This is a genomic window from Marinobacterium rhizophilum, assembly GCF_024397915.1.
GTDB classification, from domain to species: Bacteria; Pseudomonadota; Gammaproteobacteria; order Pseudomonadales; family Balneatricaceae; genus Marinobacterium_A; species Marinobacterium_A rhizophilum_A.
Genome location: NZ_CP073347.1, coordinates 2,088,840 through 2,112,408, shown reverse-complemented (window position 1 = coordinate 2,112,408; position 23,569 = coordinate 2,088,840). Strand labels below are relative to the sequence as shown.

At 63.3% G+C, this 23,569-nt stretch carries 16 protein-coding genes; 11 read left to right on the top strand and 5 right to left on the bottom strand.

The features are described 5' to 3' along the window. The first annotated feature begins 13 nt into the window (after positions 1 to 13). The 3 genes from KDW95_RS09485 to KDW95_RS09475 all read left to right on the top strand — a co-directional run bounded on the left by KDW95_RS09485 (position 14) and on the right by KDW95_RS09475 (position 3,524). Positions 14 to 286: a DUF2160 domain-containing protein gene (locus KDW95_RS09485; RefSeq protein ID WP_255856491.1), complete on the top strand. Its 273-nt coding sequence runs from the start codon at positions 14 to 16 to the stop codon at positions 284 to 286. A gap of 154 nt (positions 287 to 440) precedes the next feature. Next, positions 441 to 2,189 carry an ABC transporter substrate-binding protein gene (locus tag KDW95_RS09480; RefSeq protein ID WP_255856028.1) on the top strand — a complete coding sequence of 583 codons (1,749 nt, stop codon included), beginning with the start codon at positions 441 to 443 and terminating at the stop codon, positions 2,187 to 2,189. A gap of 117 nt (positions 2,190 to 2,306) precedes the next feature. Continuing rightward, positions 2,307 to 3,524 carry an iron-containing alcohol dehydrogenase gene (locus tag KDW95_RS09475; RefSeq protein WP_255856027.1) on the top strand — a complete coding sequence of 406 codons (1,218 nt, stop codon included), beginning with the start codon at positions 2,307 to 2,309 and terminating at the stop codon, positions 3,522 to 3,524. A gap of 296 nt (positions 3,525 to 3,820) precedes the next feature. Here the strand turns inward: KDW95_RS09475 and KDW95_RS09470 are convergent, their stop codons facing one another. Further along, entirely contained in the window at positions 3,821 to 4,609 is a 789-nt protein-coding gene (locus tag KDW95_RS09470) for an endonuclease/exonuclease/phosphatase family protein (RefSeq protein WP_255856026.1), read from the bottom strand. Positions 4,610 to 4,763: 154 nt separating this feature from the next. Between KDW95_RS09470 and KDW95_RS09465 the strand changes: the two genes are divergently transcribed. From KDW95_RS09465 to KDW95_RS09445, 5 genes are all read left to right on the top strand, one after another. Next, positions 4,764 to 5,744 (top strand): GlxA family transcriptional regulator, encoded by a 981-nt coding sequence (locus KDW95_RS09465; RefSeq protein WP_255856025.1) that lies wholly within the window; start codon positions 4,764 to 4,766, stop codon positions 5,742 to 5,744. Further along, positions 5,741 to 6,949 (top strand): MFS transporter, encoded by a 1,209-nt coding sequence (locus tag KDW95_RS09460; protein ID WP_255856024.1) that lies wholly within the window; start codon positions 5,741 to 5,743, stop codon positions 6,947 to 6,949. Before KDW95_RS09465 ends, KDW95_RS09460 begins: the two co-directional genes overlap by 4 nt. Before the next feature lie 450 nt (positions 6,950 to 7,399). Further along, entirely contained in the window at positions 7,400 to 8,764 is a 1,365-nt protein-coding gene (locus KDW95_RS09455) for an aldehyde dehydrogenase family protein (protein WP_255856023.1), read from the top strand. Between the two features lie 61 nt (positions 8,765 to 8,825). Further along, a complete protein-coding gene (locus KDW95_RS09450; protein WP_255856022.1) occupies positions 8,826 to 9,569 on the top strand; it encodes a class II glutamine amidotransferase in 744 nt (247 codons plus the stop codon). Positions 9,570 to 9,589: 20 nt separating this feature from the next. Further along, entirely contained in the window at positions 9,590 to 9,763 is a 174-nt protein-coding gene (locus tag KDW95_RS09445) for a hypothetical protein (protein WP_255856021.1), read from the top strand. Between the two features lie 135 nt (positions 9,764 to 9,898). Here the strand turns inward: KDW95_RS09445 and KDW95_RS09440 are convergent, their stop codons facing one another. From KDW95_RS09440 to KDW95_RS09430, 3 genes are all read right to left on the bottom strand, one after another. Continuing rightward, complete coding sequence (locus KDW95_RS09440; protein ID WP_255856020.1) at positions 9,899 to 11,887, bottom strand: flavohemoglobin expression-modulating QEGLA motif protein; 1,989 nt, start codon at positions 11,885 to 11,887, stop codon at positions 9,899 to 9,901. A 117-nt stretch (positions 11,888 to 12,004) separates the two neighbouring features. Further along, positions 12,005 to 14,290 (bottom strand): phosphoenolpyruvate--protein phosphotransferase, encoded by a 2,286-nt coding sequence (ptsP, locus tag KDW95_RS09435; RefSeq protein ID WP_255856019.1) that lies wholly within the window; start codon positions 14,288 to 14,290, stop codon positions 12,005 to 12,007. 190 nt (positions 14,291 to 14,480) lie between these two features. Next, entirely contained in the window at positions 14,481 to 15,767 is a 1,287-nt protein-coding gene (locus tag KDW95_RS09430; RefSeq protein ID WP_255856018.1) for an NAD(P)/FAD-dependent oxidoreductase, read from the bottom strand. Positions 15,768 to 16,053: 286 nt separating this feature from the next. Here KDW95_RS09430 and KDW95_RS09425 point away from each other — a divergent pair, with 286 nt between their 5' ends. Further along, complete coding sequence (locus KDW95_RS09425; RefSeq protein ID WP_255856017.1) at positions 16,054 to 16,287, top strand: hypothetical protein; 234 nt, start codon at positions 16,054 to 16,056, stop codon at positions 16,285 to 16,287. A 38-nt stretch (positions 16,288 to 16,325) separates the two neighbouring features. Here KDW95_RS09425 and KDW95_RS09420 read toward each other — a convergent pair whose 3' ends face one another. Continuing rightward, positions 16,326 to 16,517, bottom strand: a complete 192-nt coding sequence (locus tag KDW95_RS09420; protein ID WP_255856016.1) for a hypothetical protein — start codon at positions 16,515 to 16,517, stop codon at positions 16,326 to 16,328. A 191-nt stretch (positions 16,518 to 16,708) separates the two neighbouring features. Here KDW95_RS09420 and recC point away from each other — a divergent pair, with 191 nt between their 5' ends. Both recC and recB read left to right on the top strand, forming a co-directional pair. Next, positions 16,709 to 20,041, top strand: coding sequence for an exodeoxyribonuclease V subunit gamma (gene recC / locus KDW95_RS09415; protein WP_255856015.1), 3,333 nt, complete (start codon positions 16,709 to 16,711; stop codon positions 20,039 to 20,041). Positions 20,042 to 20,043: 2 nt separating this feature from the next. Then, a complete protein-coding gene (gene recB / locus KDW95_RS09410; RefSeq protein WP_255856014.1) occupies positions 20,044 to 23,568 on the top strand; it encodes an exodeoxyribonuclease V subunit beta in 3,525 nt (1,174 codons plus the stop codon). Position 23,569: the final 1 nt, after the last annotated feature.

Sequence of the window (23,569 nt, the reverse complement as noted above, 5' to 3'; positions counted from 1 at the left end):
GAGACGAACAATGATTAGCTGGATGGCCTGGACCTTACCGGTTGCAATTTTCTTTATCACCATTGGCATCATCCTGGTCTGCATGACAGCCTATGAACTGTACGCCCCCTGTGTCGAGCGCAAGGGCTTTCTGCCGATTCCCACCACCCGTGGCGACCGGCTCTTTATCGGCCTGCTGGTGAGCGCCTACTTTCACCTGCTGTATGTCGGCTTGAGCGACATGTCACTGTGGCTGCCGCTGGGCATCTCGGTGATCTGGCTGGCCATCGTGCTGCGCTGGGGCTGAGTCCCGCACTGCACGTACGTTTACGCAAGACGGTTTACCCCAAGCCCCGGCGCGGCTTCGAAGCCGTGCCGGTCATAAGAAAGACAGGCGAGCTCAAGGCGACACGGCGTTGCCGCGACCCCCTGAAACGCAATCAACTCCAATGAGGTTGACGATGACCAAGAATAATAAATTGCCACAGGCGCTGCTGCTGCGCGTTGCCATTGCCGCCGCGACCCTGGGTGTCAGTGTGCAAGCCTATGCGGATCAGTATCTGGATGCTGCCAACAAGTGGGCCGCCGAGGAGTTCGATACCTCGACCCTGACGCCCGAGCAGCAGATCACCGAAATGCAGTGGTTCACCGAAGCGGCCAAGCCGTTTCGCGGCATGACCATCAATGTGGCATCCGAAACCATTGCCACCCATGAATACGAAGCCAAGGTGCTGGCCCGAGCATTCGAGGAGATTACCGGCATCAAGGTTAACCACGACCTGATCCAGGAAGGCGACGTGGTGGAAAAACTGCAGACCCAGATGCAGTCCGATCGCAATATCTACGATGCCTACATCAACGACTCCGACCTGATCGGTACCCACTTTCGCTACGGCAAGGTGGTGCCTATTTCTGACATGATCGAGGGCGATGGCAAGGACTTCACCCTGCCGACCCTGGATCTGGAGGACTTTATCGGTCTGGACTTCACCACCGGCCCCGATGGCAAGCTGTATCAGCTGCCGGATCAGCAGTTCGCCAACCTGTACTGGTTCCGTGCCGACTGGTTTGCCCGCGACGACCTCAAGGCCAAATTCAAGGAAATCTATGGTTACGAGCTGGGTGTGCCGAAAAACTGGTCCGCCTATGAAGACATCGCCGAGTTCTTCAGCGAGAAGGTCAAGGAGATCGACGGCGAGCCTGTTTACGGCCACATGGATTACGGCAAGAAGGATCCGTCCCTGGGCTGGCGTTTCACCGATGCCTGGTTCTCCATGGCCGGTGCCGGCGACAAGGGCCTGCCCAACGGCCTGCCGGTGGATGAGTGGGGCATCCGCGTAGACGGTTGCAGCCCGGTGGGTTCGAGCGTTGAGCGCGGTGGTGCCACCAATGGCCCGGCGGCGGTGTACGCCACCACCAAGTACGTTGACTGGCTGCGCAAGTATGCCCCGCCGGAAGCCCAGGGCATGACCTTCTCCGAAGCCGGCCCGGTGCCTGCCCAGGGTGGGGTGGCGCAGCAGATCTTCTGGTACACCGCCTTTACCTCCAGCATGACCGAAAAGGGCCTGCCGGTGGTCAACGACGATGGCACGCCCAAGTGGCGCATGGCACCGTCGCCCAAGGGGCCATACTGGGAAGAGGGCATGAAGCTGGGTTACCAGGACACCGGTTCCTGGACCTTCCTCAACTCCACCCCGGAAAAGCAGCGTCTGGCGGCCTGGCTGTATGCCCAGTTCACCGTGTCCAAAACCGTATCGCTGAAAAAGACCCTGGTGGGCCTGACGCCGATCCGCGAGTCTGACATCAACTCCGATGCCATGACCGAAGCGGCGCCCATGCTCGGCGGCCTGGTCGAGTTCTATCGCAGCCCGGCGCGTACCCAGTGGACCCCGACCGGTACCAACGTGCCGGACTACCCGAAACTGGCACAGCTGTGGTGGCAGTACATTGCCGAAGCTGCCAGCGGCGAGAAAACACCGCAGGAGTCGCTGGACGGCCTGGCGGCGGCCCAGGACAAGGTGCTGCAGCGGCTTGAGCGCGCCGGTGTCCAGGGCGAGTGCGGTCCGAAACTGAACGAGCCGCGTGACGCCAGCTACTGGCTGGAGCAGCCGGGTGCGCCCAAGGCGAAACTGGCCAACGAGAAACCCCAGGGTGAAACGGTGCCCTACGATGAGCTGCTGAAAAGCTGGGAAGCCGGCCGCAAAGGCTAGTTTCTTGCTCTTATAACGGGTGAATCCAGCCGGCTGTCCCTTGGGGCAGCCGGCTTTTTTGGCTATGGTGCATAGCTCATTCGCCGGGGTCGCCGGCAAGCACAGGGGAAAATGAATATGGGCACTACGGAATCAGCAGCACCGGGTACCGGCGCCTTGAGTGTCGGGCCCTTTGGCGTGGCGGCACTGCCACGCATTATTTTTGGCGCTGGCAGCTTTGATCAGCTGACCGATGTACTGGCGTCCCTGGGCACAAGGGTACTGATCGTGACCGGTGGTCGATCCTTTGTCGGCAGCGAGCGCTGGGCGCAGTTGCAGGGCCGGTTGAAGGACGCGGGCCTGGGCTGGGTACAGGTCTCCATTGCCGGCGAGCCCAGCCCCGAACAGGTGGATGAGGTGGTCGGCCAGTACGGCGATTACGGTATCGATATGGTGCTCGGGATTGGCGGTGGCAGTGCGCTGGATGCCGCCAAGGCTATCGCCGGCCTGCTGCCGGTACAGCATTCGGTGATGGAGTACCTGGAGGGCGTAGGGCCGGAACTGCCTTATCGGGGCCCGAGCCTGCCGCTGGTGGCGGTGCCGACAACCGCCGGTACCGGCAGCGAAATGACCAAGAATGCGGTGCTGACGCGCCATGGCACCGGAGGTTTCAAGAAGTCATTCCGGGATGAAAAATTGCTGCCGCGTGTCGCCCTGGTGGACCCGGACCTGCTGCACAGCTGCCCGCCCCAGGTATTGATGGCCAATGCCATGGATGCCCTGACCCAGCTGCTGGAGTCCTACGTATCGACCCGTGCCAGCGCCTTTACCGATGCCCTGGCCCAAAGCGGTATCAAGGCCTTTGCGGCAGGCTTTGATCCCCTGGGAGCGACGCCGGTGAGGGACCCGGGCCAGCTGGCCTATGCCGCCATGCTGTCCGGTATCTGCCTGGCCCAGGCGGGGCTGGGGTCGGTACACGGCATGGCCTCGCCGCTGGGGGCCTGCTTTCCCATTCCCCACGGCGTGGCCTGCGGCACCTTGCTGGCGATGGCCACGGCGATGAACATAGCGGCGCTGCGTGAACGGGCGCCGACGAGCCAGGCGCTGGCCAAGTACGCCCGGGTGGCAGGCTGGCTGGGCGTCGAAGAAGACAGCATTGAAGCAGGCTGTGACGCGCTGGTCGGGTTGCTCGACAGCTGGATCGAAGCGTGTGAGCTGCCACGGCTGTCAGCTTTTGGTATGACCGAGGCCGACCTGCCCGGGGTCATTGCCGGCAGCGGCGGCAACAGCATGAAAACCAACCCCATAGTCCTGAGCGACAACGAGATCCGCCAGGCGCTGCTGGCGCGCTTGTAAGGGGCGAGGTGCGAGGAAAAAGGGGCAAGGTGCAAGGTGCAAGGAGTGAGGAGCAAGGTGCAAGGTGCAAGGTGCAAGGTGCAATGTGTAGGCCCGGGGGCTTGTTGCACTGTGCTGTGCTAGCGGTCGGGTTCGAGTCGCGGGCGGTGGTGGTTGAAGGGATGGATGGCAATAGGCAGTTAGTCCGGGTGCTTGTTGTGCTGTGCTAGCGGTCGGGTTCGAGTCGCAGGCGGTTGTGGTTGAAGGGATGGATGGCAATGGGCAGTTAGTCCGGGGGCTTGTTGCACTGTGCTGTGCTAGCGGTCGGGTTCGAGTCGCAGGCGGATGTGGGTGGCAATGGGCAGGTGGTCCGACATGCGCTCGTCCAGCACCCGGGCGTCAATCACATCGATGTGGGGCGTTGCCAGTACATGATCGATCGAGCGTTTGGGCCGCCAGCTTGGGAAGGTATCACCGTTGTGCAGCGTGCGCAGGGCCGCCTCGCGGATGCCGGGGTGGGCATGGAGTTCCGGCAGGTCGCAGTTGAGATCACCGAGCAACAGGCTATCCCGGTCCGTGCCAATGAGCTGTGCCAGGTAGTGCAGCTGGTGGGCCCGGGTCTGGCGACCCAGGGCCAGGTGGGCAATGATCAGGCGCAGCGGTGCATAGCCGGGGGGCCGAACTTCGACCTCCAGCGCACCGCGTCCCGGCAGGCGGCCGGGTAGCGGGTGGAACTCGATTTCGCGCAACGGCCAGCGGGACAGGCACCCCAGGCAGTGGCGGGCAAAGGGGGCGAGATCCCGGGTAATGGCGGCGTGCCAGTACGGGAAACCGGCCAGCTCCGCCAGGTGGGCCACCTGGTTCAGCTGGGCCGTACGCAGGCTGCCGGCATCACACTCCTGCAGCGCGACCACATCGAAGTGGGCGGCCAGTTCGGCGATACGCTCCAGGTTGTTGCGCGCGCCACGGGTCGGCAGCAGGTGTTTCCAGGACCTCGTTACATAGTGCATGTAGCTTGAGGTCTGTAGGCCGACCTGGATGTTCAGCGACAGCACACGCACCTGGCCGTCGCGGCGCTGAAATGGAAAAGCACGGGAGTTTGGCATGGCACGTTCAAGTATGGGGGGGCAGGCGCAAAGCGCAACCTGGATTCGGCGGATGCGCCGCATTGCAGGATGTCCGGATTTGACGGTTTATTGTCATTGTGGACATGACCGCCGCTGAGCATACTGCACAGGTCTCACCTCTGGAGCTTGAAAGATGAAGACGATAGCCGTAGTCGCGTACCCGGACTGCCAGCTGCTCGATGTGGCGGGTCCGCTGCAGGTCTTCGCCACCGCCAATCATCTGCTGCCCGCGCCGGACTACGAGGTGGTGATCCTCGCCCGGCACGCGGGCCCCGTTGTCACCAACTCCGGCATGACGCTGCTGGCACAGCGCGGTCTCGCCGACGCCGGAAACCTGGACACCCTGCTGGTGGCCGGTGGTTACGGTGTTGAGGCGGCCTGTGGCGATCGCTTGCTGACGGACTGGCTGGTGGCAAGATCCACCGAGGTGCGCCGGCTCGGGTCGGTCTGTACCGGCGCCTTTCTGCTGGCCCAGGCAGGGCTGCTGCGTGGCCGGCGGGCGGTCACCCACTGGAAGCACTGCCAGCACCTGGCAGAGCTGCATCCCGATGTCCGGGTCGAGCCCGATGCACTCTACCTGTGCGACGGCAATGTCTACAGCTCGGCCGGGGTGACCGCCGGCATTGACCTGGCGCTGGCGCTGTTGCGCGATGACCAGGGGCATCGCCTCGCGGCCGAGGTGGCGCGTGAACTGGTGATGTTCATGCACCGTCCCGGCGGCCAGTCCCAGTTCAGTACCGGCCTGGTACAGCAGGGGCCAATGTCGGCGCCGCTGCGCCGGGCGGTTGAGGGTATCCGTCAGGCACCGGCCCGGCGCTTTACCCTCGAGTCCCTGGCTGAGCGGGCGGCGGTGAGCCCAAGACACCTGTCCCGATTGTTCCGGCGAGAGCTGGACCTCAGCCCCGGCGACTTCATCGAACGCGTGCGGATCGAGCGCGCCCAGCGAGCGCTGGAAGAGGGTGACGGGTCACTGTCGGCGATTGCCGAGCGCTGCGGTTTCGGCTCGCCAGACCGGATGCGGTGCATTTTTATCAAGCGGCTGGGTATCAACCCGTCCGAGTATCGACAGCGCTTTGCTGTCCAACCCTCGCAGTTACAAGGAGTTTTCTCATGACGCCCGGACGCCCTGCCAGTGCTCTCAATGCCAACGTTATCCTGCTGTCGCTGTGCCAGGCGCTGCTCAACACCGGCAATATCCTGCTGGTGTCGGTCAATGCGCTGATCGGCAAGGAACTGGCACCGTCGGTGGCCCTGATTACCCTGCCCATGGCGATGCAGTTTATCGGTCTGATGGCGGCAACGATTCCGGCATCCCTGATCATGCAGCGCATCGGGCGCAAGAACGGCTTTTACCTGGGCAACCTCATCGGGCTGCTGGGGGCGGCCTGCAGTGGCTTGGCCCTGGTGCAGGCCAGCTTCTGGGCCTTTAACCTTGGCACTTTTTTGCTGGGCATCGGCATCGGTTTTGGCATGCTGTACCGCTTCGCTGCCATCGAGGCGGCGCCGGCGGCGCAGCAGAGCCGGGCCATTTCCCTGGTGATGGCCGGCGGTGTGCTGGCGGCGGTGCTGGGGCCGAACCTGGCGATCCACAGCCGTGGCTGGTACACAGACACGCCGTTTCTCGGCGCCTTTATCGGCCTCTTCGGTCTCTATGCACTGGCGCTACTGTTGCTGCGTGCGGTGCGTCTGGCGGCGCCATCGGCAGCCGTATCGGACGCACCCCGGCGGCCGCTGGGACTGATCGTGCGCCAGCCGGTGTTCGTTATGGCAGTGGTGGCGGGCATGGTCAGCTATGCAGTGATGAACCTGCTGATGAGTGCAACCCCCCTGGCCATGATTCACCACGGTTTCAGCTTCGATGATGCGGCCCACGTCATTCAGTGGCATGTACTGGGGATGTTCGTACCGGCATTCTTTACCGGGCGCCTGGTAGAGCGCTTTGGCGCGCCGCACATGATGCAGGCCGGTGGCGCGCTGATGCTGCTCTGTATCCTGGTCAACCTGTTGGGCCAGAGCCACTGGCACTTCTGGCTGGCGCTGGTGTTGCTGGGCACGGGCTGGTGCTTCATGTTTATCAGTGCGACTTCCTTCCTGACCCGGGCTTACAGGCCCGCCGAAAAGGCCCGTACCCAGGCGGCCAACGAGTTTCTGGTGTTCAGCAGTGTGGCGTTGTCGGCTCTGGCGGCCGGCTGGCTGGAGGCCTCTTTGGGGTGGGTAACCATGAACTGGCTGATGCTGCCGGTGGTGCTCGCAGCCATGGCGCTGATCGCCGGCCTGAGCCGTTCCCGGCATGTGGCAGAGGCACGCCAGCCGCTCTGAGAGTCCTGTTTAAAGCGGGCGACCCTATCAGCCGGCCTTTGCTTGCGCTGCCCGCCAAGGCCCCTATCAGTATCGTACCGACCGTATCCAGCGGGAAATATATCCCCAGAGACACCCGGGCCCAGGCTATCAGCGCGCAGAAACAGCCAGAGTCCCCCGGCCCGCAGCGGCCGCTGCAGCATGAGGCTGCAGGCCATGAACAGGGTCAGGTGATTGCTGGAAAAAGGGTGTGATTGAGGGTTTCCAGTGCGTTCATCGGTGGCGTGGCTCTCGCTAATGTCGAGGTGCAAGCTTGATGCGCTCGCACTGATCACAACCCTGGCAGTGCGGTTGTGAGTTCGGTGTGAAATCCATCCTGCAAGAAACCGGGCGGCACGCCGTGGGGCCGCGGGGCTCGCTAGGCTGTCTGGCAGCAACTATCCTGAAGGTCAGGCTGAAGGAGGTGCTGCCATGACTTATCTGATCTCCCTGAATCCCGCCACGGGAGAACCGGTGGGTGAAATCCCCACCACGTCGCTGGATGCGATTCCCGCCCTGGTGTGTGCGGCGCGCGAAGCGCTGTCCCGCTGGAGTCACCTGAGTATTGAACAGCGGGGTGAATGCCTGCTGCGGGCGGCCCAGGATCTGCAGCATGAATCCGAGCAACTGGGTGAACTGCTGAGCCAGGAGATGGGCAAGCCGCTGCGCAAGGGGATTGGCGAGGTGCGTTTTTGTGCCCAGAGTATCGAGCCGAGGGTCAAGCAGGCGGTGGCAGCGCTGCAGTCGCGGCGCAGCAGTGATAATGATACCGAATCCACGCTTTACTATGATCCGCTGGGCGTCTGTGCCGTGATCAGCCCCTGGAACTACCCGATGTCCATGCCGCAGTGGATGTTGCTGCCGGCGCTACTCTGTGGCAATACGGTGCTGTTCAAGCCGTCGGAGGAAACACCGCTGATTGCGCAGGCATATGCCGATGTGCTCAATCGTCATCTGCCCGCCGGCGTGCTGCAGGTGGTGCAGGGGCCTGACCAGCAGGGCCGGGCGCTGGTGGAGGCCGATATCAACATGGTGGCCTTTACCGGCTCAAGGGAGGCGGGCAAGGACATCATGACCCGCGCAGCCCCGGGTCTTAAGCGGCTGATGCTGGAGCTGGGCGGCAAGGATCCGTTGCTGGTGCTGGACGATGCCGACCTGGATGCCGCGGCCGAGTTCGCCTGTGCCAGCAGTTTTGAGAATGCAGGCCAGGTCTGCGTGGCGACCGAGCGGGTTTATGTCGACCGCCAGGTGCAGGAGTGCTTCGAGCAACGGGTAATAGAACGCTCTGCACAGTATGTCACCGGCCCCTGGCACGACGCCAGAGTCCGGCTCGGCCCCATGATTCATGATCGCCAGCGCCAGCATGTACTGGATCAGATCGAACAGGCGCTGTCCTCGGGCGCGCGTCTGCTGTATGGCGGCCAGGACCATCCGCCGCGCTATATTACCCCGACGATACTGACCGACTGTCGTTCCGACATGTGGATCATGCAGCAGGAAACCTTCGGTCCGGTGCTCTGCATTCAGGGTTATGACAACCTCGATGAAGCCCTGTTTCTGGCCAACAGCACCGAATACGGCTTGGGCGCCGTGGTGTTCGGCGAGGATGAAGACCGTGCCTGGCAGGTGGCGCGACACCTGGAAGCCGGTATGATCGGCGTCAACAAAAGTTGCTTTGGCACCGTGGAGTGTCCCTGGGTGGGGGCGCGGCAGAGCGGTTATGGTTTTCACGGTTCGGCCGAAGGCTTTCATCAGTTCTGCCAGTTGCGGGTGGTCAGCAAGCCGCTGGCCGGTTAGGCACAAGCCTGATCCGTGCGTCCGCGCAGGGATTTGAAACACTTAAAGGGAGGTTGCAGGCGTGTCGTTATTGTTCGCGTATTCCGGCGTTGAAGCCCCGCTACAGCAGTGCCTTGAAGGTCTTGCTGTGCCCTCGAAAGAGACCGTCGGCAGCTGGGGGCTGGGGTGTTATGACGGCGTCGACGCCCAGCGGGTGCGGGACCCACTGATGGCCGGGCTCGTAGCCGGCTTTGTTGAGCGCCATGCGTCTGGCTGCGCCCTGCTGCTGTCACAGCAGCTGGCGCCGCAGGAGCCGCCAGCTGGGCTGGCAAACTGTCAGCCCTTTGCCCGCGAGCTGATGGGGTGCATGCATCTGTTTGTCATGGAGGGCGAACTCGCGGGTCTGGAGGACAGTCGTGCCTATCCCACGGGGGTCTATACGCCCATCGGTGAAACCTCGGCCGAGCATGCCTTTTGCGTACTGATGTCCCGCATGCGGGTGCTGTGGCAGGACGACAAGCCGCTGCCCGAGGTGCGCCTGGCCGTGGTGTCGGATTTTGCCGCCCGCATGCGCCCGCTGGGCCTGGCCAACTTTGTCTACGCAGACAGCGAGTTGCTGTTTGCGCACGGTCAGGGCAAGCCTGATGATCCGCAGCAGCCTGGCCTGTATCTGCACCAGTCCGAGGGCGCGGTGAGAATTGCCAGCCAGGCACCGGGGGACGCGGGCTGGCAGGGGCTTGAGCCCGGCGAGGTGCTGGTGGTGCGGCGGGGCAAGGTGCTGGAGCGTTGTGCCCCTTTCAAGCTCTGGAGTCAGCAGCCTGACTGAATGCAGGTAAAGGACGGGTCATGAGTTCTGTGAAGAAACACAAGAAAAACATGAAACGAAAATCGGCCAATGCCACCGGTATCCCCACCACGAGGTCGGGTCGCAAGCGCAAAATGAATAGCCTGCAATCGCAGGTTATCTTTGGCCTGATCGTTGTCGGCATTGTGCTCTATCTGATTGCCCGCAATATCTAGACATCATGTATTGACCTGCCCGGTCACGTGCAGTCCCGGGCCGGCCGGTTTATTTTTGACCTTGCCCCTTCTCCCTTGCTCCTTGCCCCTTTCTCCTTCTCCCTTGCCCCTTTCTCCTCGCCCCTGCCTTTCACATCAGCGAATACAGGATACCAGGTAGTCGATCTCCGGTGCCGAAGCGCCGGGGTCGCTCAGGCAGACCGGCAGGTAGGTCGGCGGGGTCAGCAGGCCGCGGGCCAGCAGGTCGTCGATCAGGTCCAGAAACTCGAAGCTGGTCTTGCCGATAAAGAGACCGGTGATATCCCGCGTTTTGTGCAGCTGGTAGGCATCTCTAAAGCCACTCAGGTACAGGTGATCCTTGGTAAAGCCGCCGCCGCGGTGCACGCGCGTACAAACGCGGAAGGCTTCTTCGGGTTCGGTGCCGTAATCTTCGACGATGGTGCGCCAGGTGCGGCAGAAATCGCCGTAGCGGATCATCAGGTCCACGGCGATGACCCGCAGCGCCAGGCTTTTCAGGCGCTTGAGCGTCAGGTTGCCGGAGCGGTATTCGCTGTAGATCGCCAGGCCTTCCTGGGTGTGGGTGTTGTTGGGCAGGCCCAGGGAGAAGACTTCCAGTGGCTGCTGTTTGGCGTTGAGCGAGGTGGTCATGTGCACCCCAAGCTCGTGATGTGCCAGCGCCTTGAGTTCCACCGGGCTGACCCTGGCGGAGCGGCGTACCAGCAGCGCTTTGCGGCCGTTGTTCACCATGGCAGCCGCGATCAGGCGGTCAGACAGCTCGACCTTGCACTTGAGTCCCCACTCTTTGGCCAGCTGCTGGAACTGCGGAATCATCTCCTTTGAACTTAGCTGCTGGCCGTTCAGCTCTTCGGCACGGTCGGCGGCGTGCAGCAAAAAGCGCGCATTGGCCAGTTCGCCCGCGGTGGGCTCGCCGTAGTAACGCAGCGAGTTGTAAAGGAAGCTGTCGGTGCCGATGCTGACCAGCATGTCGATGCGTTCCGCCAGCGCATCGATCACCTGGCGGTAGAGCTGGCGCAGGGCCGGTTCGCGAATGGCGTCCACCGGCAGGCGGTAGAGCTTTTCGCGGTGGGCGTAGGGATCGATTTTAAGCTGGCGGTAGCGGAAATTGGGGGCCTGGCGTCCCTGGTGCTTGAAAAACCGCCGTTGCTCGACGGGCATGTTGATGGGGTTGATATAGAGCAGCGTTTCGAGACCGCGGGCGAGCTTTTTCAGTTCGCGATCGACCAGCAGCACCTCGGGGGGCAGTTCGGTGGCCATCAGGTCATTGCGATGCAGCGAGGGTCCCGGGAGAACACGGCTGGCGTCCGCGGTGGTGTCGAGCAGTACATCGTGCAGGCCATGGCGCAGTGCATCGACCACCAGCGGAAAGGGCGCACCCGAATCCAGGTCCAGAAACACCTTCTGGATCTCAAACGGCAGGGTCAGGGTGTGGCTGTGGTGTTCGCCAATGTGGCTCGAGGTGTAGCCGCCGCCGTGATTGCGCTCACCCACGCTGACGCGGTTGTCGAGGTTGGGCAGCTCGATCTCCCCCAGGCGACTCTGCAGACGCTTGATCAGCGGGTTCCACTGTTCGCTGTCCACATCCTCGATGGCAATGTGCATCTTGCTGTGACCGTCTTTCATTTCTTCGAACGGACAGCTGTGCACATCGAACAGCACGGCGTGGCTGTGATCCTCCTCGATGGCCCAGAGCAGGGCGTCCAGGATGCGGTAAATCCGCTGGTGACGTTCCTGGCCGCGGTGGCGCATGGTCTTGGTCACAGGCTTGAGCCACAGTTGCGTGTCGTTGATTTCGTTGCGCACACAGCGGTTGGCCGGCAGGCTCAGGTCATAATCGATGCGTGAATCCTGGGCGCAGAGGGCGATGGGCATCAGTTCGATCAGCCAGTCACTGCCCCGGTCCTCCAGTTGCAGGCGAGCCTTGTCGTCCACGGCCAGGCGCTGCAGGCTGTCGCTGTGCAGGCGGCTGCCGCCGTGCAGTGCGGTACAGACAATCGGCAGGTATTCATCCACCCGGACATGCAGCGAGCCGTCCCGCAGGCGGGCGTTAAACGGGGTGCGGTTTTGAATGCGCTCTAAAATCTGGTTTTCAGTGAGTGTCTGCATCGATCCCTAACCTGAACGGGTATTGAGTCGATCAGATTCTGTGCAGTAATCGGGCCCATGTACAGTAAAAATGCTGCCGGGCCCGATACTTGTCGGTGCGATGCTGCCAGCCGCAGCTCAGACGATGGCTACGGGCTCGGGGCCGCTGAGGTTTTTGAGTCCCAGGCGCTTGAGTTCCTCGCTCATGAGGGCGCGTATTTCCACCTCGCTGGCGAGGTTCTGTGCCTTGTGCAGCAGCGCCTGGGCATCGGTAAAGTTGACCGAGCGGATCAGCCACTTGATCTTGGGAATGCTGTGGGCGCTGAGACTCAGGGAACGCAGCCCCATACCCAGCAGCAGAAGCACCGCGGCGGGGTCCGATGCCATTTCCCCGCACAGCGCCAGCGGCACATTGGCGGCCCGGGTATGGGCCACGATCTGCTCCAGCGCCACCAGCATGACGGGGTTCAGGTTGTCGAACAGTGCCGAGACCTTGGGATTGTTGCGATCGACCGCCAGCAGGTACTGGGTCAGGTCGTTGGAGCCGATGGACACGTAATCCACGTATTTCAGCATGCGTGGCAACAACAATACGGCCGAGGGGACCTCAACCATCATGCCGATGGGCGGGCGCACCACGGCGACACCCTCGGACTGCAGCTCTTCCAGGGTGTCATCGACGATGTGGACAAAGGTCTGCAGCTCGTCGATCCGGCTGACCATGGGGATCAGCAGGCGCAGGTTGTCATTGTCCACATTGGCCCGCAGCATGGCGCGCAGCTGGGTAACCAGCAGGGAAGTATTGTCCAGGGTAAAGCGAATGCCGCGCCAGCCGAGGAAGGGGTTGTCTTCGCGTATCTCGAAGTAGGGCAGCTGCTTGTCACCGCCGATATCCAGGGTGCGCATGGACACGGGCAGCGGCGAGTAGGCGCTCAGCACCTGGCGGTAGATTTCATACTGCTCGTCTTCGGTCGGGAAGCTGTCGTGCAGCATGAAGGGAATTTCGGAGCGATAGAGCCCCACGCCCTCGGCGCCGTGCTTGCGGCCAGGGGTCACGTCGGCCAGCAGGCCGGTATTGGTCAGCAACTGCACCCGTACACCGTCCCGGGTCTCGGCCGGCAGGTCACGGAGGCAGGCCAACTGGTCGATAAACTGGGCATCGGCGTGCTGCAGGCGGCGATATTCCGTCAGCAGGGTGGGGGACGGGTGCAGAATGCACTCGCCACGGTAGCCGTCGACAACGACCTCTTCGCCATCGAATTTTTTCAGATCGAGGCTGGATACCCCCATGACCGCAGGAATGCCCAGGGCATTGGCGACGATGCCGGTGTGGGACAGGGCGGAACCTGCCGTACAGATGATGCCCTTGATCTGTTCGGGACGGTAAATGGACAGGTCGGCAATACTGATGAGGTCACTGGCCAGCACCAGTTCGCGCTGCTCGCTGGCCGTTTCCAGCGGGTTCTTGCTGAGCATGTGGCGCAGCAGGCGGTTGCCGATATTGCGAATGTCTTCGCCCCGGGCGCGCAGGTAAGGGTCCGTGGCCTGGTCGAAAGCGCCGGCCAGCTCCTCGACGGTTTCCCGCAAACCCCAGCTGGCCTTGAAGCCCTGCCGGATCTGTTGCACGGTGCGGTCATGCAGTTCCGGGCTCTGCAGCATCATCAGGTAGACGGAAAACAGGTTGGCGACATCGGAGGGCAGGCTGTCGCCCAGGCGCGAGGCCCCCAGGCTGAGTTCATCTTTCAGGCGAGCGACGGCGGACTCGAAACGGGTGAGTTCGGCGTCGATGCTGGTGCTGCGCTGCTGGGTGATGTCCTGCAGGCTGAGGTTAAGGTGCAGCACCTCGAGTCGGCCGCAGCCAATGCCCGGCGCGCTCTTGACGCCGCTGTAACGGTCAACTTCCTGGGTGGTGGGCTGTTGCGGCAGCCAGGCGCCGGAACGCTGTATCGATTGCAGCGTGCCCGCCAGCTGACTGGCGATCGTGACCATGAAGGCCTCGGCATCCTGGCTGAAACGCTGCTGCTCGGTGCCCTGAATCACCAGTACGCCGATCAGTTCACGCAGGTGAATCAGCGGTACGCCCATGAACTGGTGGTAGGGGGCTTCGTGGGTTTCGGGAATAAACACGAACTTGTCGTGGGTCGGGGCATCGGCCAGGTTCAACGGGTGCAGGGTGCGGCCGATCTTGCCCACCAGGCCTTCATTGAGCGCCAGGCTGACCTTGCCGACGGCAACGTCCGCGAGACCTGCGGTGGCGGCCAGTACCAGGCGCTGTTCGGAGGATGATTTTAGATAAAGGCTGCAAACCGGCACTGAAAACAGTTCAGTGAGCTTGACGACGATCTGGCGCATGGCGGCGACAGCGTTTTCGGCGCGGGAAATGTCCTGTACCAGCGACGTCAGCGTCGAGAGGGAGTGGAGCATAGGTTGAACTCCGAAATCCTAGTCCGTGAGGAAGCAAACGGGTGAGTTTGCCTTCGATACTCGCATAAGCGCTGCACTGGCGCAATTGAGGCGTATGGCTCAGGGGCCGCGTGGCGCCTCCTGTGGCGCCATCTGCATGGCCGTGCGAAACGGGACCGGGCGGTCCCGCTTGACAGGGTTGGGCGTGGGCTTAGTGAAGCTTCAGGCGCGGACGTATGACCCGGTTGATGCGATCGACCAGGGTGACCAGTATGGTCTTGGTGACGCCGTAGAGTGCCATCTGGTGCATGCGGTACAGCGAGATGTATACCAGCCGTGCCAGGCGGCCTTCGATCATCAGACTTTTGCCGCTCAGGTTGCCCATCAGGCTGCCCACGGTGCTGAAGCGACTCAGTGAAATCAGCGAACCATGGTCGCGGTACCGGTACGCGGGAATCGGCTGGCCGTCAAGAATCTTGCGGATATGGCGGTGCAGGTGAGAGGCCATCTGGTGGGCGGACTGGGCTCTTGGCGGCACGGTGCCCTTGCCATCCGGCATGGGGCAGGCGGCACAGTCGCCCAGGGCGAAGATATTGGCATCCTGGGTGGTCTGCAGGCTGGCGTTCACCAGCAACTGGTTGCGCGCATTGACTTCCAGTCCGTCCAGGTCTCGGGTGACAGCGGGCGCCTTGATGCCGGCTGCCCATACCATCAGGTGCGCCTCGATCAGTTCGTCGCTGGCGGTCATCAGGCCTTCGGCCGTGACCTCCCGTACCGGGGTGGCGGCGCGAACCCGCACGCCGAGCTTTTCCAGCTCCTGGTGAGCCGCGGCGGAAATGCGTTCCGGCAGGGCCGGCAGGATACGGGGGCCGGCTTCCACCAGGCTGACCTCGAGCTGCTGGGCATCGCCCTGCTCGAAGCCGTAGCTGGTCAGCTCCCGGGCGGTGTTGAACAGCTCGGCCGACAGTTCGACACCGGTGGCGCCGGCGCCGACGATAGCTATCTTCAGCGGATGCGGGTCGGCGCTGGTACGCAGGTAGGCATTGAGCAGGTTGTGACGGAACAGTTCCGCCTGCTCGCGGCTATCGAGAAAGACACAGTGCTCGGCGGCGCCCGGTGTACCGAAATCATTGGTCACGCTGCCGATGGACAGTACCAGCAGGTCATAATCCAGTGAGCGCTGCGGCAGGATCTCGAGCCCGTCCTCATCGGTCACTGCGGCCAGGTGGACTTTGCGGTTGGCGCGATCCAGGCCGTCCAGGCGACCGATACGAAAGCGGAAATGGTTGTTTGCGGCCTGGGCGCGGTAGCTCAACTCATCGATGCCCGCATCCAGCGAGCCGGTGGCAACTTCATGCAACAGGGGTTTCCACAGGTGGGTCTGGTTGCAATCCACCAGGGTCACCGACATTCCCTTGCGGCCGTAGCGACGGCCCAAACGGGTGGCAAGCTCGAGCCCGCCCGCCCCGCCGCCAATGATGACGACTTGCTTCTTCATGACATACCTCAGACGTACAGTTTTAAAATCCTGGCCTGTGCCGGTCGCGGGGCAGCCTTCTCGCTGTAATTCAGGGGGCTCGCGGTGCAACCGAGTGTGGCGCGATGGAGATGAGAATAGCAGCATGCGGGCAAAGTCTTAAGTCTGGATGTAAATTATGTTCGTAATTTTTCTACATTCCGCCGCCCGCGGCGCTCGAGGTGACTGACGCCCGGATCCTGCAATGACCGTATGGCTTAAACTGGCTGCGTCTTTGTGCGATGATTCGGCTCCCGAGGAGAGCGCAATGAAAAGTTATTTGTTCAGTACCGAGAATGGCCGTGGCGGCGTTATTCTGTGTGACATCGACGCTTTCGATGCGGCGGTGGATTACCTGCGCCAGCGCTTTGAGGGTGTGGTGCGGGTGGAGCAGGGGCTAACGCTCTGGACCCTGGAGGAGGGCTTTGGCCAGTTCGAGCCGGCCATCGTGCCGAACCTGCCGGTGCCGAAAAATCCCCCCGATGGGGCGCCACCGGGCTAGGCTGCCGGGAGCGCGGCGGGCAGCTTTTCAGCCCTGTGCTAGAGCAGCTCGGCCGCCGCTTCGTACTGTTCTGCAAGCCACAGATCGGTCGCGCTGCGGGCCTGTTGCCGTATGGCCCCGGCACGCCTGAGCAGCCGCTGACGTGACAGCATTGCTGGCTGTTTGCCGGCGGTATTCCCGGGGCGCAGGGGCTGGCTGGACCGGGCCGGGCTGGAGGGTTGCAGGTTCATGGTTGGGCTCCCGTTGTCGGTGCATGGCTGAGGCAGGTGGCCATGGGCTATTCAAGTTCGTTCAGGCAGGTACCATTAGACCCGCGGGTTGCGACAATATGATGACGCCCCGCGTCATTTTCCGGTAAGGCGGTGGCTGTACAGTTGCCGTCTGCAGGGCCTTCGCAGGCTCCGTTTCCCAGGGACAGGACATGCTGCAGATCTATCATTCCCACTCGCTGACCAACCTGAAAGACCTGCTGGTGCTGCTCATCGAGCGTGACCCGCTGCCGGACCCATTCCAGGATGAAACCATCCTGGTGCAGAGCCCCGGCATGGCTCAGTGGCTTCGCCTTGAAATGGCCGCGAGCCTGGGCATTGCTGCCGGAGTGCAGTTTCCGCTGCCGGCGACCTTTCTGTGGCAGAGTTTTGCCAAGCTGCTGCCAGAAGTGCCTGAGCGTTCTGCCTATCGCAAGGAAGCCATGACCTGGAAGCTGATGGAACTGTTGCCGCCGTTATTGCCGCAGGATGAATTTTTGCCCCTGCGCCATTACCTCGAGGCGGACGAGACCGGCTTCAAGCGTTACCAGCTGTGCGGCAAGATCGCCGACATTTTTGACCAGTACCTGGTCTACAGGCCCGACTGGATCGAGGCCTGGGATCGCGGCGAGCCCGAGCCTGCCCCCCTGAATGACCAGGCCTGGCAGCCACTGCTGTGGCGGGCCCTGGTGGAAAGAACCCGGGCGCTGGGGCAGCCGCACTGGCACCGCGCCAATATGCAGCAGACCTTCGTCAAGGCGCTGGCCGCCATGACCCCTGGCGGGCTGTCGTCGCGGCTGTTCGTGTTCGGCATCTCGGCATTGCCGCAGACCTTTTTGCAGGCGCTGCAGGCGTTGGGGCAGCGTATCGATGTGCACCTTTTTATCCTCAACCCCTGCCGGCACTACTGGGGGGATATCGTGGATCCGGCCTACCTGGCCAAGCTCAGCCGCCGACTGTTTCGTGCAGGCGATGCTGAGCCTGCCCAGGGCAGCCTGTTTGATGCGGGCCCTGCCGGTTACCTCGAAAGCGGTAATCCATTGCTGGCCTCCATGGGCAAGCTGGGGCGAGACTACCTGCACCAGCTGCAGGACATGGAGCTGACGGGGTTCGATTTCTTTGAGCTGCCGGGGGAGGCGCTGCAGGCGTCACAGACGCTGCTCGGGCATGTGCAGCGGGATATTCTCGAGCTGGAGGATCGCAGCATCGAGCCACCCGGGGCAGAGGACTCCAGCTACAAGACGCTGCTGGAACCCGGGGACCGGTCTGTGCAGCTGCACAGCTGCCACAGCCCGGTGCGCGAACTTGAGGTCCTGCAGGATCAGATCCTGGCGCTGCTGGAATCCGATCCGACCCTGGCACCGCGGGACATTATCGTCATGATGCCGGATGTGGCCGCCTACGCGCCCCATATCGAGGCGGTGTTTGGCAGCGCACGCTTCGAACGACGTATTCCGTTTTCGATCTCGGACCGATCCCTGCAGCAGGAAAGCCCGTTACTGCAGAGCTTTTTGATGCTGCTGCAGTTGCCGCAAAGCCGGCTGCGAGTATCCGAGGTACTGGACCTGCTGGAGGTACCGGCCACCCTGCGCCGCTTTGGCCTGGACATCGAAGGCTTTGACCGGCTGCGGGCCTGGATCGAACAGTCCGGCGTCCGCTGGGGGCTGGATGCCAGCCAGCGTGAATCCCTTGCGCTGCCACCGTTTGAGCAGAACAGCTGGCGTTTCGGCCTGCGCCGCATGCTGGCCGGCTATGCCCTGATGACGGATACCGAGCTCTGGCAGGAGCAGGCCCCCTATGGTGAAGTCGAAGGGCTGGACGCGGTGCTGCTCGGACCTCTGGCGGACTTTATCGATCTGCTGGAGGCAACCTGCAGGCTGTTTCGCGGTGCCCGCCCGGTGGCCGACTGGGTCAGCGAGATCAACCGGCTGTTGCTGGCCTGCTACAGCCCCGATGAAGAAGACGAACTGGCCCTGTCCCAGGTGCGCCATGTGCTCGAGAGCCTGCAGCAGGAGCTGACCGACGCCGCCTCCGAGGCCCCCCTGAGCGCAGAAATCCTGGTGGACTACCTGGCCCAGAGCCTGGGGGAACAGCGTAGCAGTCAGCGCTTCATGGTGGGGCCGGTCAACTTCTGTACCCTCATGCCCATGCGCTCAATCCCTTTTCGGGTGCTGTGCCTGCTGGGCATGAACGACGGCGTCTATCCCCGCACGCTGGCGCCCATGGGGTTTGACCTGATCGCGAAGCATCCGCGCCGGGGCGACCGTTCGCGCCGGGATGACGACCGCTACCTGTTCCTCGAGGCCCTGCTCTCGGCCCAGGACCTGCTCTATATCAGCTATATAGGGCGCTCCATCGCGGACAACCGCGAGCGGGTGCCCTCGGTGCTGGTGACTGAGCTGCTGGAGTACTGCACCCAGGGCTTTGTGCTCGAATCCCAGCGTGCACTGAGCCCGGAAGAGAGCGCCCGCCAGTTGCGCCAGGCGCTGGTGACCGAACATCCGTTGACCGCCTACAGCGAACGTTATTTCAATGGTGATTCGGACCAGCTGTTCAGCTATGCCGATCAGTGGTTGCCGGCTGCCGGCAGCCGCAGTGGGGCGGCGAGCCCGTTTTGCGGGATACCGCTGGCCGCGGAACCCGTGACCGAACTGGAGCTGGATGAGCTGCTGGCGTTTTACCGCAACCCCTGTCGCTATTTTTTCCAGCGCCGTCTGCGGGTCAGTTTTTACGAGCAGGGCGTCGAGACTCTGGATGAAGAACCCTTTGCCCTGGACGGGCTTGAAGGCTACGGCCTCAAACAGCAGATCCTGCAGGCGCAGCTGCGCGCAGAGCCGCTGGATGTGCTGGCGCGGCGGCTGGTGGCCCAGGGCGGGTTGCCGGTGGGCATGGCCGGCACCCGTCTGCTCAAGCGTCACCGTGGCGATGTCGATCCGCTGGCCCAGGCGCTGCAGCCCTTGCTGGCAAGCCCCGAGAGCCGGCACGAGGTCAGCCTGGCGCTGGAGGGATGCCAGTTGAATGGCTGGCTTGACGGGGTGCATGACGGCAGCCTGATTCGTTATCGGCCCGCGGGGCTGAAAGGACACGACCATCTGCGCGGCTGGATTCTGCACCTGGTGGCCAGCGCGGGTGCCGGGCTGCACGGCTGCCAGTACCTCGGGGTCGATCGCAAGGCCGGGGTGATGAGGCTTCGTTTCAAACCCATCGCGCGGGATGCCGCCATCGCGGTGCTTAACCGCCTGCTGGCCGGCTATCGACAGGGCCTGTGCGAGCCGCTGCCGCTGGCGGCGAATACCGCCTGGGCCTGGGTCTCCCATGAGGACAAGGACGAGGCGCTGAAAAAGGCCCGGGATGCCTTTAACCCGGGCTTTACCATGCCCGGCGAGGGGGACGACCCCTACATCGCCAGGGCCTGGCCGGATTTTGACAGTATCAGTACGCCGTTACAGGCGCTCAGCGAGCAGCTGTTCGCTGACCTCCCCGGCTTCATCGAGCAGGAGGACTGAGCATGGCCGCGCATCAGATTCTGAACCCGCTGAGCTTCCCGCTGCACGCCATGCGCCTGATCGAGGCCAGTGCCGGTACCGGCAAGACCTACACCATCGCGGCGCTCTACCTGCGCCTGCTGCTGGGGCATGGCGCCGAGGGTGCAGCCCATGCACGGGCGCTGGACGTGGATGAAATTCTGGTGGTGACCTTTACCGAGGCGGCCACCGAGGAGCTGCGTGACCGCGTGCGGGCGCGCATCCAGGAGGCGCGCCGTGCCTTTATGCGAGGCGCCAGCGGGGATGCCTTTATCCAGGGGCTGCTGGACGATACGCCGGACCATGGCGCGGCCGCGCGGCTGCTTGGCGATGCGGCCCGCAGCATGGACCAGGCGGCCATCTTTACCATCCACGGTTTCTGCCAGCGCATGCTCAAGCAGCATGCGTTCGAAAGCGGCAGTCTGTTCGATACCGAGTTGGAACAGGATGACGCGCCGCTGCTGCACGAAGCCATGCTGGATTACTGGCGCCAGCGACTCTATACCCTGCCCGATGCCCTGGCTGACGAGGTGCTGCAGCTCTGGTCGGAGCCGGCCCGCTTGCTCAAGGATATTCGTCCCCACCTGGCGACCGATGGCCTGCGGCTGCTGCCGGACCTGGCCGGCGTGAGCCTGCTGGAGCTCTGGCAAGAACAGGACCTGCGGGTTGCAGCCTTCAAGCAGGCCTGGCGCCACAACAGCGACGACCTGCTGGCGCTGGTTCAGGCGGCGGACCTGAATGGCACCAGCTATCGCAAGGCCTCCATTCCTGGCTGGCTTGGCAGTATCGACGACTACTGCGCTTCGTCCCAGGTGCTGCCGGACAGCGTTGTGCTGAAAAACCTGCAGCGCTTTTGCCAGAGCCAGTTGCGCGCCAAAACCAAAAAGAACGGTGTCACTCCCGAGCATGCGTTGTTCGAGCAACTGGAGGTGCTTTGCGAGAGCTGGGCACCGCTGCGCGAGCTGTTGCTGACCGAGGCGCTGCACGAGGTGCGCCGGCGTCTGGCGCTCAACAAGCAGCAGCGCCGGGTGCAGGGTTTCGATGACCTGCTCAGCGGGCTCGACAAGGCGCTGGTATCCAGCGCCGGTGAACGCCTGGCGCTGGCCATCCGGGCGCAGTATCCGGTGGCGCTGATCGATGAGTTTCAGGACACGGACCCGCAGCAGTACCGCATTTTCAGCACCCTCTATGCCGATGCTCCACAAAGCGGCCTGTTCATGATCGGTGACCCCAAGCAGGCGATCTATGCCTTTCGTGGCGCCGATATCTTTACCTATATCCAGGCTCGCCGGGCCGTGGCCGATCATTACACGCTGGAGACCAACTGGCGCTCGGGTCAGGCGATGGTGGATGCGGTCAACCGCCTGTTTGCACGCCATGACGCCCCCTTCATTTACGACGAGGACATCCCCTTTGTCGAGGTCCGTGCCGCGGCCCATGCGGATAAAAAGCCGCTGCGGCTGCGGGGCGAGCGGGTGCCTGCGCTCACGCTTTGGCACCTGGCCGGCGATCCCATGGCCAAGGGCGACTACCTGGCGCATTTCGCCGCCAGCTGTGCCAGCCAGGTGGTGACCCTGCTGGCGGGCGAGGCGTGCCTGGGCGAGCGCCCGCTGGAGGCGGCGGACCTGGCAATACTGGTGCGCGATCGCTATGAGGCGGCGGCGGTGCAGCGCGAACTGCAGCGGCGCAATGTCCCCTCGGTATATCAGTCGGGCCGAGACAGTGTCTTCAGCACCCAGGAGGCCGTCGACCTGTACCGCATACTGCAGGCGGTGCAGGAGCCGCAGCAGGAGCGCTTTTTGCGTACTGCGCTGGCCAGCGGGCTTTTGCTGCAGGATGCCGTGGCGCTGAATGCCCTGAATGAAGACGAGCGCTGCTGGGAAACGCTGGTGGCCGAGTTCATGGCTTACCACCAGCGCTGGGAAAACCTGGGCGTGCTGGCGACGGTGCATCAGCTGCTTGAGCGGCGTGACCTGGCGCAGGCACTGCTGGCGTTGCCGGGCGGCGAGCGCCGCCTGACCGACTTGCTGCACCTGGCTGAGCTGTTGCAGGAAGCCAGTCAGCAGCTGGATGGCATGCCGGGGCTGATGCGCTGGTTTGGTGAACACCTGCAGAACCCCAACGGTGGCAGTGCCGCACAGCAGCTGCGCCTTGAAAGTGATCGAAATCGCGTCACCCTGGTGACCATCCACAAATCCAAGGGGCTGGAGTATCCGGTGGTGCTGCTGCCATTCCCGGTCAGTCACCGGGTCGCCTCCACCGCGATTTATCACGACGAGGCCAATGGCACCGTGCTCGATCTTGGCGGCGGGCAGGACGCCCTGGAGCAGGCCGATGCCGAACGGCTGGCAGAGGATTTGCGCCTGCTGTACGTGGCCCTGACGCGCTCGGTCCATGCCTGCTACCTCGGGATTGCCGACCTGAGATCCGGTGCCGGCAAGAAAAGCGTACTGGCGGGCAGTGCCCTGGGGTATCTGTTGCTGCGTGGCGAAAAACCGGAGGCGCTGCGCGCATGTCTCGAAGACTATGCCCAGGTGGCCGGCATCGTGCTGTCCGAGCCGCCGTTGCACACAGACAGTTTGCCACCGCAGGCGGACGAAGCCGCTGTGCTGCAGGCGCGGCCCTTTCGTGGGCGTATCGCCCGTGACTGGCGTATTGCCAGCTACTCGGGGCTCAGTAGCCATGGCCATGGGCGCACCCTGAATGAGCTGCCGGGGCTCGATCTTGAGGTCGTTGCGGAAGCGGATATGCCGACAGCGGCGGTGCCGCAGGCGGATATCTTCAGCTTTCCCAAGGGGGCGCGGGCCGGGACCTTCCTGCATGGGCTGTTCGAGCAGCTGGATTTTCCAGCAGCGCGTGACAGCGGCCTGGCGCAGGTGGTGCAGGAGCGCCTGCAGCTCGAAGGTTACGATGCTCTCTGGCAGCCGGTGCTGGAACAGCTGGTGGCCGATGTGCTGGATGCCCCGCTGGATGACAGCGGCCTGTGCTTGCGCTGCGTCCCGGCGGCTGACCGGCTGGTAGAGCTGGAATTCATGCTGCCGGTGGCGGGGCTTGATTGCCGTGCCCTGAACCGGCTGCTGGCCGAGGGCGATGCGCTTTCGGCCAAGGCCGGTTTGCTGCAGTTCGATCGCGTGCAGGGCATGCTGAAGGGGTTTGTCGACCTGGTATTCCGTGTCGACGGGCGCTATTACATCGCCGACTACAAATCCAACCACCTCGGGCAGGAGACGGACTCCTATGCCCGGACCGCACTGGAGAGCGCCATGCTGGAGCACCGTTACGATCTGCAGTACCAGCTCTACACCCTGGCGTTGCACCGGCTGCTGCGCCAGCGTCTGCCGGACTACGATTACGATACCCATATGGGGGGCGCGTTCTACCTGTTCCTGCGTGGCATGCGGGCCGGTGACAAGGAACGCCCGGGTGTATTTCATCGCCGGCCCGCCAGGGCCCTGGTCGAGGCGCTGGACCGGCTGTTTGACGGTCAGCCCCTGCCGGTGGAGGGCTGAC

What these genes read in the sequence shown, in the direction of transcription:
- KDW95_RS09465 (WP_255856025.1), top strand. Translation starts at nt 4,764, where the DNA reads ATGAAGACGATAGCCGTAGTCGCGTACCCGGACTGCCAGCTGCTCGAT.
- KDW95_RS09470 (WP_255856026.1), bottom strand. Translation starts at nt 4,609, where the DNA reads ATGCCAAACTCCCGTGCTTTTCCATTTCAGCGCCGCGACGGCCAGGTG.
- recC (WP_255856015.1), top strand. Translation starts at nt 16,709, where the DNA reads ATGCTGCAGATCTATCATTCCCACTCGCTGACCAACCTGAAAGACCTG.
- KDW95_RS09420 (WP_255856016.1), bottom strand. Translation starts at nt 16,517, where the DNA reads ATGAACCTGCAACCCTCCAGCCCGGCCCGGTCCAGCCAGCCCCTGCGC.
- KDW95_RS09480 (WP_255856028.1), top strand. Translation starts at nt 441, where the DNA reads ATGACCAAGAATAATAAATTGCCACAGGCGCTGCTGCTGCGCGTTGCC.
- KDW95_RS09445 (WP_255856021.1), top strand. Translation starts at nt 9,590, where the DNA reads ATGAGTTCTGTGAAGAAACACAAGAAAAACATGAAACGAAAATCGGCC.
- ptsP (WP_255856019.1), bottom strand. Translation starts at nt 14,290, where the DNA reads ATGCTCCACTCCCTCTCGACGCTGACGTCGCTGGTACAGGACATTTCC.
- KDW95_RS09455 (WP_255856023.1), top strand. Translation starts at nt 7,400, where the DNA reads ATGACTTATCTGATCTCCCTGAATCCCGCCACGGGAGAACCGGTGGGT.
- KDW95_RS09460 (WP_255856024.1), top strand. Translation starts at nt 5,741, where the DNA reads ATGACGCCCGGACGCCCTGCCAGTGCTCTCAATGCCAACGTTATCCTG.
- KDW95_RS09440 (WP_255856020.1), bottom strand. Translation starts at nt 11,887, where the DNA reads ATGCAGACACTCACTGAAAACCAGATTTTAGAGCGCATTCAAAACCGC.
- KDW95_RS09475 (WP_255856027.1), top strand. Translation starts at nt 2,307, where the DNA reads ATGGGCACTACGGAATCAGCAGCACCGGGTACCGGCGCCTTGAGTGTC.
- KDW95_RS09425 (WP_255856017.1), top strand. Translation starts at nt 16,054, where the DNA reads ATGAAAAGTTATTTGTTCAGTACCGAGAATGGCCGTGGCGGCGTTATT.
- recB (WP_255856014.1), top strand. Translation starts at nt 20,044, where the DNA reads ATGGCCGCGCATCAGATTCTGAACCCGCTGAGCTTCCCGCTGCACGCC.
- KDW95_RS09430 (WP_255856018.1), bottom strand. Translation starts at nt 15,767, where the DNA reads ATGAAGAAGCAAGTCGTCATCATTGGCGGCGGGGCGGGCGGGCTCGAG.